The 13,390-nt window shown below is 63.3% G+C and carries 8 protein-coding genes; 3 read left to right on the top strand and 5 right to left on the bottom strand.

Annotated features, from left to right (window positions below; all coding sequences use genetic code 11):
- Positions 1–213: 213 nt before the first annotated feature.
- From C4Q27_RS20775 to mfd, 3 genes are read right to left on the bottom strand one after another with little or no spacing between them, the layout of a single operon-like run.
- A complete protein-coding gene (locus C4Q27_RS20775; RefSeq protein WP_104887296.1) occupies positions 214–3,531 on the bottom strand; it encodes a DEAD/DEAH box helicase in 3,318 nt (1,105 codons plus the stop codon).
- Between the two features lie 4 nt (positions 3,532–3,535).
- Complete coding sequence (locus tag C4Q27_RS20780) at positions 3,536–4,108, bottom strand: peptidoglycan binding protein CsiV (protein WP_010953135.1); 573 nt, start codon at positions 4,106–4,108, stop codon at positions 3,536–3,538.
- Positions 4,109–4,117: 9 nt separating this feature from the next.
- Positions 4,118–7,567, bottom strand: a complete 3,450-nt coding sequence (mfd, locus tag C4Q27_RS20785) for a transcription-repair coupling factor (protein ID WP_104887297.1) — start codon at positions 7,565–7,567, stop codon at positions 4,118–4,120.
- A 167-nt stretch (positions 7,568–7,734) separates the two neighbouring features.
- Between mfd and C4Q27_RS20790 the strand changes: the two genes are divergently transcribed.
- The 3 genes from C4Q27_RS20790 to sthA all read left to right on the top strand — a co-directional run bounded on the left by C4Q27_RS20790 (position 7,735) and on the right by sthA (position 11,976).
- On the top strand, positions 7,735–9,198 hold the full coding sequence (locus C4Q27_RS20790; RefSeq protein ID WP_010953137.1) for a glyceraldehyde-3-phosphate dehydrogenase: 1,464 nt from the start codon (positions 7,735–7,737) through the stop codon (positions 9,196–9,198).
- A 180-nt stretch (positions 9,199–9,378) separates the two neighbouring features.
- The gene (locus C4Q27_RS20795; protein WP_064491086.1) at positions 9,379–10,377 is read left to right on the top strand and encodes an FAD:protein FMN transferase; all 999 of its coding nucleotides are present in this window, start codon (positions 9,379–9,381) and stop codon (positions 10,375–10,377) included.
- A 204-nt stretch (positions 10,378–10,581) separates the two neighbouring features.
- Positions 10,582–11,976, top strand: a complete 1,395-nt coding sequence (gene sthA / locus C4Q27_RS20800) for a Si-specific NAD(P)(+) transhydrogenase (protein ID WP_010953139.1) — start codon at positions 10,582–10,584, stop codon at positions 11,974–11,976.
- Between the two features lie 48 nt (positions 11,977–12,024).
- On the opposite strand, the gene C4Q27_RS20805 is transcribed toward sthA, so the two are convergent.
- Positions 12,025–12,741: a glycerophosphodiester phosphodiesterase family protein gene (locus C4Q27_RS20805; protein ID WP_003248799.1), complete on the bottom strand. Its 717-nt coding sequence runs from the start codon at positions 12,739–12,741 to the stop codon at positions 12,025–12,027.
- 31 nt (positions 12,742–12,772) lie between these two features.
- The gene (locus tag C4Q27_RS20810; protein ID WP_064491085.1) at positions 12,773–13,357 is read right to left on the bottom strand and encodes a PilZ domain-containing protein; all 585 of its coding nucleotides are present in this window, start codon (positions 13,355–13,357) and stop codon (positions 12,773–12,775) included.
- Between the last annotated feature and the right edge of the window lie 33 nt (positions 13,358–13,390).

Raw genomic sequence — 13,390 nt, forward strand, 5'->3', positions numbered from 1 at the left:
TTGGCCAGCAGGCCCGGCCCATTCGCGGGTGAACCCGCTCCTACACGCGGCCTGTGCCCAACCACCGACCTGTGTCCACCCCTGATCCGTTGTAGGAGCGGGTTTACCCGCGAATACGGTAGCGGCGGCAACGGTGAGCGGCAGGTGGAGATTGGCCAGCAGGGCCGGCCCATTCGCGGGTGAACCCGCTCCTACGCTCTATCCCCCTTTGGCCTACCGCCCGCGCTTCCCGGGCAATGGCGCAAACAGGGCCTCGATTTCTTCATCGCCAAGCCGCCATTGTCCAGCCTGCCCGCCGTCCAGCAGGCTGGCTGCCAGTGCTGCCTTTTCCTGCTGCAACAACTGGATCTTCTCTTCCACCGTACCCCGGGTAATCAGCTTGAACACGAACACCGGCTTGTCCTGGCCGATGCGGTAGGCACGGTCGGTAGCCTGGTTTTCGCTGGCCGGGTTCCACCAGGGGTCGAAGTGGATCACGGTGTCCGCCGCCGTCAGGTTCAAGCCTACGCCCCCAGCCTTGAGGCTGATCAGGAACACTTCGCTTTCACCTTGCTGGAACTGCTGCACTGGCGTGCGACGGTCGCGAGTGTCGCCGGTCAGCAGGCTGTAGCGGATTTTGCGCTTCTCAAGCTCCTGCTCGATCAGCGCCAGCATCGAGGTGAACTGTGAGAACAACAACACCCGACGCCCTTCGCTGAGCAGTTCTTCGAGCATTTCCAGCAGCGCACCCAGCTTGCCCTTGTCGGCCTGGTTGCCTTTGCTTTCTACCCCCTTGACCAGGCGCAGGTCACAGCATACCTGGCGCAGCTTGAGCAACGCGTCGAGGATCACGATCTGGCTGCGTGCGGCGCCATTGCGGGCGATTTCGTCGCGGACTTTCTGGTCCATGGCCACTCGCACGGCTTCATATGTATCGCGCTGGGCATCACTGAGCTCGACCCAGTGCACCATCTCGGTCTTGGCCGGCAGTTCTGTGGCCACCTGCTCCTTGGTGCGGCGCAGCAGGAACGGCCGGATGCGGCTGGCCAGGTGGGCCATGCGCTCGCTGTCACCGTGGCGTTCGATCGGGTTGCGGTAATCCTGGTTGAAGCGCTTCAGGTCGCCCAGCCAGCCGGGCATCAGGAAGTGGAAGATCGACCACAGCTCGCCCAGGTTGTTTTCCATCGGCGTGCCGGTCAGGCACAAACGCTGCCCGGCCTGTAGCTCGCAGACGGCGAGGGCAGCCTTGCTGCTGCTGCTCTTGATGTTTTGCGCCTCGTCCAGTATCAGCACGTGCCAGGCCTGGGGGCGCAGCTGTTCGAGGTCGCGCGGCATCAGGGCGTAAGTGGTCAGGACCAGATCGTACTCATGCAGCTTGGAGAAGTGCTTGCTGCGCCCCGGCCCATGCAGTGCCAGGACGCGCAGGTCGGGGGCGAAGCGCTGGGCTTCGTCCAGCCAGTTGGGAATGAGGCTGGTCGGCATGACTGCCAGGGCTGGTGCACTCAGGCGCCCGGACTGTTTCTCCAGCAGCAGATGGGCCAAGGCCTGCAGGGTCTTGCCCAGGCCCATGTCGTCGCCGAGGATGCCGCCGGTACCCATCTCGCGCAGGGCCTGCAGCCAGTTCAGGCCTTGCTGCTGATAAGGTCGCAAGCTGGCCTGCAGCCCGATGGGCGGTTCTACCTGCAGGTCGCGGGCATCGCGCAAGCGGCGGCCCAGGTCGCGCACGTGCTCGCCACCTTCCCAGTGCAGGGGCAGGCCTTCGATTTCGTTCAGGCGCGCGGCGTCGGCACGCTCCATGCGCAGGGACGGGCCTGCCGTGTCCTCGTGCAGGTACAGCTCGCCCAGGGTGCCCATGACTGCCTTGATGCGGCCGTAGGGCAGGGCGACGCGCAAAGCCGGGGCATCGAGACGGCCGCGGTTGAGGTCGATCAGCAGATGTTCATCATCGCTGCGCCGGGCCAGTTCGCTGGGGCGTAGCAGCTCCGGGCTGCTGCGCAGCAGGTGCAACACGATCGGCAGCAGGCTGTGGCGCTGGCCATCGACCACGATGCCTAATTCCAGGTCGAACCATTCATGGCCGGGCGCTTCGTCGATGGTTGCATACCAGTCGTCCACCTCCTGCAGGTTGAAGGCGAAGTCGCGGTGAATGTCGATGTCCCAACCGGCTTCGCGCAGGCGTGGCAGGCCCTCGCGGGCAAAGCGCAGCCAGGCTTCGTCGTCAGGCAACTGGTACATTTCGCCGGCGCTGTCGGGTAGGGCCTTGCTCTGCCGTGTAGCGGGTTTGAAGCCGAAATCGCGCAGCATCTGGCGCAGCGTCTGCTCGGCTTGAGGCTGGCGGCGAATGCGCTGGCTGGTGCTGCCTGCCAGGCGGGTCAGCGGCTTTTCGTCGGTGCCGCTGGCCTGCAAACCGTCATAATCGAACGCCAATGCGGCGCGATGTTGCATCTGCCGTTGCATGCGACCGGTTTTTGGCATGTAGGCGGTGTATTCAAGGCTGCCGAGAGCAAGAAGGGGCTTTGGCTGGATGTTATCGAGCAACTGCTCCTGCACTTGCGTCGGGGTCGGCACCTTGTGGCTGAGGGCATTGAGCTTGTGGCTCAGGGGTACGACCAGGTGTTCCGGTACATCGGGTGCAATAGTCAGCTGCACGGCGACGTGCGGATCCAGGCTGTGCTCGACCTTGCCCACTTCACGGGTTGGCAGGTCCAGGTAGTAAAGCGGCAGCAGCGGGATGACGCAGCGCAGCATCGCTTCGCCGCTGTACCACCGCCCCCGGTAATTTCCGTTGTCCAGGCGTACCCAGCGAAACTCGGCGTGACGCACCGGGCCTTCATGCAGCAGGGGGAGGTCGGTATCGAAGAACATTCGGCCGGTTTCGAGGGCGCGCTGGAACAGCTCGCCACCTTCATGGCCCTTCAGTCGGTAGCCGCGATCCTGGCCGCCGCCCTGATTCAGGGCCGAGAGCAGGCGCAGAATGCGGATGTCTTCGTCTGTTACGAAGCGCGGTGGCTCGTAGAGAAAATCGTAAAGGGACTGGACGCGGCTGAAGCGGATGCCGTCCTCCGTTCGCGTGCCCTTGCGCACAAGCAGGGCGCAGCCGGCATCGTCGGTAAGTTGCAGCTGATAGCACACCATGCGCCCGCGTTTTTCTTCGGTAGCGTCGGCTTTGGGCGGGGCCTGCTCCAGGCCGCTCAACCAGTGCTGCAGTTCGGCAGACAAGGCGCCCGGGTTGGCTTGCGTGTCCTTACTGCTGGAAAATCGCTCGCTGACGCAGAAAAGGACAGCGGCGCAATGCTTGCAGTTTTGCCGTACCGGGCAATCGCAGTCACCGCGCACATGGCAGCGGCCGCCCGCTACGTGCAATTTGATGTGTTGCCGGTAGTGGTTGCTGCCGCTCCCTTGGCAACTGGCCGTTATGGTTGGCCCATGAATGCCTTCCAGTTCGGCCCTGCCTTCCTCGGCATAGCGCTCACCGCGCTGCAGGGCAGCTTTGCTGAACGATTGAATCCAGTTCGGATAGGCGTTCACCATTTCGGCGGCATCGTCCTTCATGGGCTTACTGCTCCATCATCTCCGGGTCCATCACCGGCATTTTCGGCGTGCCTGGTGGGGTCACCTTCAGCAGCACCGCCAGGTGCCCGCCGTCGAGAAAGGTCAGCTGGCCGCCCTTGACGTTGCTGTTGCTCTGCCTGAACTGCTCGCTTTGCAGCACGCTGCCGTTGCCATCCAGCTGGTTGACCCAGAAGTTGGCCTCGACGGTGATGAAGCGGCCTTCAGCGATGCTCAGGTTGCCTTCGATCGGGAAGTGCCCGAACTGTTCGGTGCCTTCGCCCAGGGCGATGCGGCTGGGTTCGCTGCCCACCTGCTGTTGCCAGGCCTTGTGCATCAGCACCGTGTAGTCGGCGGTGGCTTCCAGGCGGGTGGCTTCATCTTCCAGTGCTGGGGGGCGCTCGGCATCTTTCGCCAGGCGTGGGGCGCCAGCGCTCCAGTCTTCGGGGGCGAACGGGCTGGTGAAGGCGGGCACGCTGTTCTGCCGCACCAGAATCATTTCTACCTGATACAGGCCTTCGGCGAAGGCAGCTGGGGCGAACAGCGCCAGCAGCAGGGTCAGGCAACGGATGGCACGCATGAGTCTTCCTTAGGCAGGCTGTGGGGTCAGGCGCTCGAACAGCGCCTCCAGGGTATTGAAACGTTCGTCGGGGCGTTCCATCGGTACCAGGAAGCGGAACTGGGTGGCCCCTTCGAACTTGTAACGTTTGGGCTGACCCTGGATCAGCTTGATCAGGGTCAGTGGGTCGACCGGTGTTTCGGCTTCGAACTCAAGCTTGCCACCGTTGGGCCCTGCATCGACTTTCTTGATGCCGAGCTTTTCCGCGTGCAGCTTGAGTGACGTCAGGCGCATCAGGTTCTTGGTCGGCTCTGGCAACAAGCCGAAGCGGTCGATCATCTCCACCTGCAAGTCCTTGAGGCCTTCTTCGTCGGCAGCCGAGGCGATGCGTTTGTACAGGATCAGGCGCGCATGCACGTCAGGCAGGTAGTCCTCGGGGATCAGTGCCGGCAGGCGCAGGTTGATCTCCGGGCCGCCGCCCAGTGGTTGCTCAAGGTTCGGCTGGGTACCTTTACGGATTGCCTTGACCGCACGTTCGAGCATTTCCATGTACAGGGTGAAGCCCACCGCCTGGATCTGCCCGCTCTGGCCTTCGCCCAGCAGCTCGCCGGCACCGCGGATTTCCAGGTCGTTGGTGGCCAGCACAAAGCCTGCGCCAAGGTCTTGCGTGTTGGCGATTGCCTCCAGACGCTTTTCGGCGTCGGCGCTCACCTTCTGACGGGTAGGTGTAAGCAGGTAGGCGTAGGCCTGGTGGTGGCTACGGCCAACCCGGCCACGCAGCTGGTGCAGCTGGGCCAGGCCGAACTTGTCGGCGCGCTCGATGACGATGGTGTTGGCGCTGGGCACGTCGATACCGGTTTCGATAATGGTCGAGGCCACCAGCACGTTGAAGCGCTTGTGGTAGAAATCGCTCATCACCTGTTCCAGCTCGCGTTCGCGCATTTGCCCGTGGCCGATGCCGATGCGTGCCTCGGGCACCAGCTCGGCAAGGTCGGCGGCGCATTTTTCGATGGTTTTCACATCGTTGTGCAGGTAATACACCTGGCCACCGCGCAACAGTTCGCGCAGCAGCGCCTCCTTGACCGTGCTCTTGTTCTGTTCCATGACGAAGGTGCGCACCGACAGGCGGCGTGCTGGCGGCGTGGCGATGATCGACAGGTCGCGCATGCCCGCCACCGCCATGTTCAGCGTGCGCGGAATCGGCGTGGCGGTCAGGGTGAGGATATCGACCTCGCTGCGCAGCGCCTTCAGCTGTTCTTTCTGGCGCACGCCAAAGCGGTGCTCTTCATCGATGATGGCCAGGCCCAGGTCCTTGAAGCGCACGTCGTCCTGCAGCAGCTTGTGGGTGCCGATGAGGATGTCGATCTTGCCTTCGGCAAGGTCCGCGGCGGCGGCGGCCACTTCCTTGGCCGACTTGAAGCGGCTCATCACTTCCACGGTCACGGGCCAGTCGGCAAAGCGGTCGCGGAAGCTGTTGTAATGCTGCTGGGCAAGCAGGGTGGTGGGCACCAGCACGGCCACCTGGCGGCCACTGTGCACGGCGATGAACGCCGCGCGCATGGCCACTTCGGTCTTGCCGAAGCCCACGTCGCCACAGACCAGGCGGTCCATTGGCTTGGGTGCCAGCATGTCGGCGCGCACGGCCTCGATGGCGGCCTGCTGGTCCGGGGTCTCCTCGAACGGGAAGCCGGCGCTGAAGGTGGCGTAGTCAGCCGACGGGTCGGCAAACGCGTAGCCCTTGCGCGCGGCGCGGCGAGCATAGATGTCGAGCAGTTCGGCGGCCACGTCGCGGACCTGTTCGGCGGCCTTGCGCTTGGCTTTCTGCCAGGCCTCCGAACCCAGCCGGTGCAGCGGTGCCAGGGCGTCGTCGCTGCCGGTGTAGCGGGCGATCAGGTGCAGGTTGGCCACCGGCACATACAGCTTGGCGTTCTCGGCGTATTCCAGCGTCAGGAATTCGGCGGCCTGGCCGTCGATTTCCAGGGTGGCCAGGCCAAGGTAGCGGCCGACACCATGGTCGATGTGCACCACCGGCGCGCCTTCGCGCAGCTCGGTGAGGTTCTTGATGACCGCGTCGTTGGCGGTTTCGCCGCGCTTGTCACGGCGCCGGCGCTGCATCACCCGCTGGCCGAACAGTGGGCTTTCGGCAATCAGGGCCAGGCCTGGGTCGTCCAGCAGCAGGCCGTCGTCCAGCGGGGCGATGGTGATCGCCAGGCGCTCGGCACCGGTAATGAAGTCGTCCCAGCCTTCGACGGTATGCGGGCGCAGCTTCAGCCGTTCGAGCAGTTCCAGCAGCACTTCCCGGCGGCCCGCTGATTCGGCAGTGAAGAGCACGCGGCCGGGGAACTGGTCGAGGAAGTTGGCCAGCTCGGCCAGCGGCTGGTTGGCCTTGGCCTCGATGGCCAGGTTGGGCAGGGCGCGCGCCGGGAAGCGCTCGCGGCCCACGCCAGGCTCCAGCTCTTCGCTGCTGACCACCACCCGGGGCCACTGCTTGAGCCGGGTGAAGCAATCTTCCACCGGCAGGAACAGCTCGGCCGGCGGCAACAGCGGCCGGCTGAGGTCGCCGCGGCGGTCTTCATAACGCCCGCGCACGTCGTTCCAGAAGTGCTCGGCGGCCTGTTCCACACCGGGTAGCGAGAACACCTGGGTGTCGGTCGGCAGGTAGTCGAACAGGGTCGAGGTTTCTTCGAAGAACAGCGGCAGGTAGTACTCGATACCGGCGGGGATGATGCCGCTGGCCAGGTCCTGGAAGATTGCACTGCGGCGGAAGTCGACGTCGAAGCGCTCGCGAAAGCGTGCCTTGAAGCGGGTCACTTCTTCCTTCTGCATCGGGAATTCGCGTGCTGGCAGCAGGCGCACCGAATCCACCTTGTCGATCGAGCGCTGGGTCTCGGGGTCGAAGGTGCGCAGCGTCTCGATCTCGTTATCGAACAGGTCGATGCGGTAGGGCAGTTTGCTGCCCATCGGGAACAGGTCGATCAGCGCGCCGCGCACGGCGAACTCGCCATGCTCGTAGACGGTGTCGACACAACGATAACCGCTGGCCTCCAGGCGCAGGCGCATCTGTTCCACGTCGATGGTCTGGCCCACATCCAGCACCAGGCTGCTGCCCAGCAGAAAACGCGTGGGCGCCAGGCGGTGCAGGGCGGTGGTGATCGGCACCACGAGGATGCCGTGGCTCAGCTCCGGCAGGCGGTACAGGCTGGCGATGCGCTGGGAGATGATGTCCTGGTGCGGCGAGAACAGGTCGTAGGGCAGGGTTTCCCAGTCGGGGAACGGCAGCACGGGCAGGTCCGGGGCAAAGAAGCGCAGCTCCTGCTCCAGACGGTCGGCGGCCTGGCTGTCGGCCGTCAGCAGCAGGGTGAAGCGGCCAGCGCTGCTGGCGGCTTCGGCGATGGCAAGGCTGAGGGCGGCACCGGGCAGGTTGCCCCAGGTTTGTTTGCCGGCCGTGGCCGACATTTGCGGTAGGCGCAGAACTGACACGGGAGATTGCACTCCAAGCGTTGCGGCAAAGAGACCGATTGTACCGGTGACAGTGCCGGCTGTCAGGCTCGAAAGGGCATGAACACTGGCTTGCGTCACTGCGACAGGCACTCATTGCCGGTTCCGCGTTGGGGCGTCATAATGTAGCCCCTTTTTTCTGTCCCTACATGTGGAAGGTTCCCGTGACTCAGAAGCCCGACCAGTGTCTTGGTGAGTGGATTGATCGTGAAGCCCTGGCTGAAGCGATGATCCCGCTTATCGGTCAGCTCTACCGCAATAACAATGTGGTGAGCTCGATTTATGGCCGCAGCCTGATCAACCGTTCGGTTATCTCGATTCTCAAGGCGCACCGCTTTGCGCGCCACCGCCAAACCGACGAAACCGAACTGTCCGTCCACGAGACATTCCCCCTGCTCAAGGCCATGAGCGAGCTGAAACTGGGCGCCGCATCGGTCGACCTGGGCAAGCTGGCCAACAAGTTCAAGCAGGAAGGCAATGGCCGCACTGCCGAGCAGTTCGTCCGTGAAGAGCTGGCCGACGTGGTCGGTCAGCAGAACGCTTCGGCGCGCAAAGGCACCGACGTTGTCCTGTACGGCTTCGGTCGCATCGGCCGCCTGCTGGCGCGCATCCTGATCGAGAAGACCGGTGGTGGTGACGGCCTGCGTCTGCGTGCCATCGTCGTGCGCAAAGGCGCCGAAAACGACCTGGTCAAGCGTGCCAGCCTGCTGCGCCGTGACTCGGTGCATGGTCCGTTCGATGGCACCATCACCATCGACGAAGCCAACAACACCATCACTGCCAACGGCAACCTGATCCAGGTTATCTACGCCAAGAGCCCGAGCGAAGTCGACTACACCCAGTACGGCATCGACAATGCGCTCATCGTCGACAACACCGGCGTATGGCGTGACGCCGACGGCCTGGGCCAGCACCTGGCCTGCCCGGGTGCTGCCCGCGTGATCCTCACCGCACCTGGCAAGGGCGCGCTGAAGAACATCGTGCACGGTATCAACCACGGTGATATCACTGCCGATGACAAGATCATCTCGGCGGCCTCCTGCACCACCAACGCCATCGTGCCGGTGCTCAAGGCCATCAACGACCAGTACGGCATCGTCAACGGCCACGTCGAAACCGTTCACTCGTTCACCAACGACCAGAACCTGATCGACAACTTCCACAAGGGCAGCCGCCGTGGCCGTGCCGCGCCGCTGAACATGGTAATCACCGAAACCGGCGCCGCCACCGCTGCTGCCAAGGCACTGCCAGTGCTCAAGGGCAAGCTGACCGGCAACGCCATTCGTGTCCCGACGCCGAACGTTTCGATGGCCATCCTGAACCTGAACCTGGAAAAGGCCACCACCCGCGACGAGATCAACGAGTACCTGCGCCAGACCGCCATGCACTCGGAGCTGCATAAGCAGATCGACTACGTGGCCTCCCAGGAAGTGGTTTCGACCGACTTCGTCGGCTCGCGCCACGCCGGTGTGGTTGACGCAGAAGCGACCATCGCCAACGACAACCGCGTTGTTCTGTACGTCTGGTACGACAACGAATTCGGTTATAGCTGCCAGGTGGTTCGTGTGATGGAAGACATGGCTGGTGTGAACCCGCCAGCGTTTCCACGCTGATTCGCTTGTAAGGCAATGAAAAAACGGGAACCTTCGGGTTCCCGTTTTTTTTATTCTGAATGTGTGTTGTCAGTGCCGGCCCTTTCGCGGGTAAACCCGCTCCTACAGGATTATGGACTGCCCCTGTAGGAGTGGGTTTACCCGCGAAGAGGCCAGCACCGGCAACCGAGAAACCCTACTGTGCGCACAGCCCTACTGTTCATTCTGCTGCTACTCACCGCCTGCAACCAAGGCCCCACCCTGGAGCGCCTGGGTGGCCCGACCATGGGCAGCAGCTACAGCATCCAGTACGTCCGCGAGCCTGGTGGCCCGCTGCCGGCCCAGGTGCAGATGGCGGTGGAAACCATCCTGCACGAAATCGACCACCACTACTCGACCTACCGCGGCGATTCCATCGTAAGCCAGTTCAACCGCTTGCCTGCGGGCCAGTGCCTGGCCCTGCCGCCTGACATGCTCGCGTTGGTCAGCCTGGGCCAGCACCTTGCCGAGCAGAGCGATGGCGCTTTCGATCTAACGGTAGAGCCATTGCTCGACTTGTGGGGCTTCGGCCCTCAGGCCCGTCACGAGCAGGTACCCGAACCACAGGCACTGGCCCAGGTGCGCCAGCGCGTGGGTTACCAGCACTTGCGCGTCAAAGGTCGAGCCCTGTGCAAGGATGCCCCGGTGCAGCTCGACTTCAACAGCATCGTCGCCGGTCATGCTGTCGACTTGATCGCTGCGCGCCTGCAGGCCATGGGTGTCAGCAGTTTTGTCGCCGAGGCCACTGGCGAGCTGAAGGCGGTTGGCCGCAAGCCTGACGGCAGCCCTTGGCGTATTGCCCTGGAACTGCCCCGCGAAGACCGTCAGATCGCCCGCCAGATCATCCCGGTCAATAGCCTTTCAGTATCAACCTCGGGTGACTATCGGCACTATTTCGAGCAGAATGGCCGGCGCTATTCGCACACCTTCGATGCCCGCCTCGGGCGCCCGGTCGAACATGACCTGGCTGCCGTTACGGTGCTGGACGCCTCAGCACTGCTGGCCGATGGCTATTCGACGCTGCTGCTCATCCTGGGCCCACAGCGAGGCTGGGATTTTGCCGTGGCGCATGATCTGGCTGCGGTTTTGGTGACTCGAGCAGAGGGAGGCTTCGTCTCCCGAGCTACGCCCGCGTTCGAACGGGCAGTGAAAGGCCAGTGAAAGCACAAGCAGGGATGATTGCCGCCAGGGAATGGGTGAAGCATATGTAGTGCGGGCAAAATTGGCCTACGACGCGACCAAGGGTTAATGTGCGCGGCGTTCAGGGTTGATTAGACTGCACCCGAATTTTCTCATGGCGCCCCGGCGGCATGATCGTGCCCCGCGAGCGACCGTGGCTTGCGGGCCAGTTCTGAAGGAGTACGCATGGCTGTCTACAACTACGACGTAGTGGTGCTGGGTTCCGGCCCGGCCGGTGAAGGCGCGGCAATGAACGCCGCCAAAGCAGGGCGCAAGGTAGCGATGGTCGATGACCGTCGCCAGGTCGGTGGCAACTGCACCCACTTGGGTACCATTCCGTCCAAGGCACTGCGTCACTCGGTGCGGCAGATCATGCAGTTCAACACCAACCCGATGTTTCGTGCCATCGGCGAGCCGCGCTGGTTCTCGTTCCCGGACGTGCTGAAAAGCGCCGAGAAGGTCATCGCCAAGCAGGTCGCATCGCGCACCGGCTACTATGCCCGTAACCGCGTCGACGTGTTCGTCGGCACCGGCAGCTTTGCCGACGAGCAAACCGTGGAAGTGGTGTGCCCGAATGGCGTGGTCGAGAAGCTCAACGCCAAGCACATCATCATCGCGACCGGCTCGCGCCCCTACCGCCCGGCCGACATCGACTTCCACCACCCGCGCGTGTACGACAGCGACACCATCCTCAGCCTCAGCCATACCCCGCGCAAGCTGATCGTGTACGGCGCCGGCGTGATCGGTTGCGAATACGCTTCGATCTTCAGTGGCCTGGGCGTATTGGTCGAGCTGGTTGACAACCGTGGCCAGCTGCTGAGCTTCCTCGATTCGGAAATTTCCCAGGCGCTGAGCTACCACTTCAGCAACAACAACATCACCGTGCGCCACAACGAAGAGTACGAGCGCGTCGAAGGCCTGGACAACGGGGTGATCCTGCACCTCAAGTCGGGCAAGAAGATCAAGGCCGACGCCTTGCTGTGGTGCAACGGCCGTACCGGCAACACTGACAAGCTGGGCCTGGAAAACATCGGCATCAAGGTGAACAGCCGTGGTCAGATCGAGGTCGACGAGGCCTACCGTACCACCGTGCCGAACATCTACGGTGCCGGCGACGTGATCGGCTGGCCAAGCCTGGCCAGTGCCGCCCATGACCAGGGCCGGTCGGCCGCTGGCAGCATTGTCGATAACGGCAGCTGGCGCTTCGTCAACGACGTGCCGACGGGTATCTACACCATTCCCGAGATCAGCTCGATCGGCAAGAACGAGCAGGAGCTGACCCAGGCCAAGGTGCCGTACGAAGTGGGCAAGGCCTTCTTCAAGAGCATGGCGCGTGCGCAGATCGCCGGCGAGCCGCAGGGCATGCTGAAGATCCTGTTCCACCGCGAAACCCTGGAAATCCTCGGCGTGCATTGCTTCGGCTACCAGGCTTCGGAAATCGTCCACATTGGCCAGGCGATCATGAACCAGCCAGGTGAGCAGAACAACCTGAAGTACTTCGTCAACACCACGTTCAACTACCCGACCATGGCCGAAGCCTATCGGGTAGCTGCCTATGACGGCCTGAACCGGCTTTTTTGAGCGGCTCCGACCGGTGGCCTGAGCCGGTCGGAGAGACCGATTTCAACCCTACCCGAGGGTGGTCTTGGCCAAACCGGGAAAGTCTGTAATCAGGCTGTCCACACCAAAGTCAGCCAGCCGGCGCATCAGTGCCGGCTCGTTGACCGTCCACACCGACACATGCAAACCCTGGCCCTGTGCTTTGAGCAGGCGCTCGGGGGTGCACAGCGTCCAGTTCAATGCCAGCAGTTCGCAGCCGTAGTTCTGTGCCACTTTCAGCGGGTCAAGCCAGGCGTATTCGGCCACCAGCCCGCGCTTCACATCTGGCACCAGTTCCAGGGCGGCGCCCAGTACTTCGCGTGAACTGGAGGTGATGGTCACCTTGTCCAGCAGGCCATATTGCTGGGCCAGTTCGCGGATCGCCAGGACGGTGGTGGCCGCGCGGGTGCGCGAGGCGCTTTTCACCTCCAGTTGCCAGTGTTCGAACGGGCATTTTTCGAACAGCTCTTCCAGTTTCGGGATCGGGCAGGGCTGCACATGGCCCGGGCCGCCTTTGCGGGCATCGATCTTGACCAGTTCGGCGGCCGGGTGCTCGACCACTTTGCCGCGCCGGCCCGTGGTGCGCTTGAGGGTGGGGTCGTGGATGACCATCAGTTCGTTGTCGGATGACAAGTGCAGGTCCAGCTCGCAGCGGGTCACGCCATGGGACAGGCATTGCTGAAAGCTCTTCAGGGTGTTCTCGGGTGCTTCGCCCTTGGCGCCGCGATGGCCGTAGATCAGGGTCACGTTCGTTCCTTCAAATCAGGGAAAAATTGGCTCAGGAGGCGGGGTCGTTCAGTTCCAGCTGCTGGCGCCGTTGTTGTTGCTGGCGCTGCAGGATGTATCGGGCCAGCAGTTGTCGTTGGGCGTCGGTCATGTCGATGAACTCGGTACCGACCTCGAAGCCGCCCTCCGGGCGAGGGTCGCAATGGGTAACCTTGCCGCGCAGCAGCAGGCCGTGGGCGCGCGGCATCAGCACCATTTTCACTTTCACCCGGGTACCGGGGGCAATCTGTGTGGCGTGGACGGATTCGACGCCGCCTTCGGAAATGACCACCGGCAGTGGTTCGCCGACCTCGCCAAGCAGGGTTTGCCCAACCACCGCGCTGAGCAAGTCGAGGCGCTTGTTCTGTGCCCGCAGGAACGCGGCGAGGGTGCGGTCCTTGTCGCTTAACTGGCGCAACAGGTGTTGCGACTCGAAGTCGGCCAGGTGCAGCTCGCTGAGCAGGTTGAACAGCGGCGAATCATCTTGCAACACATCTGGTTCAAGGGCTTCGGCCGCGCTAAGGGGGCTTATTTGAAGTGCGATCCGATCTTCGATGCGGTAGTATTCGCGGCGATCTTCTTCGTCTAATGTCGTCATGGCGAACCCAAGGTAGCGGCGGTGGTCCGAGTG

It is taken from the genome of Pseudomonas sp. SWI36 (genome assembly GCF_002948105.1).
In the GTDB taxonomy this organism is placed as follows: Bacteria; Pseudomonadota; Gammaproteobacteria; order Pseudomonadales; family Pseudomonadaceae; genus Aquipseudomonas; species Aquipseudomonas alloputida.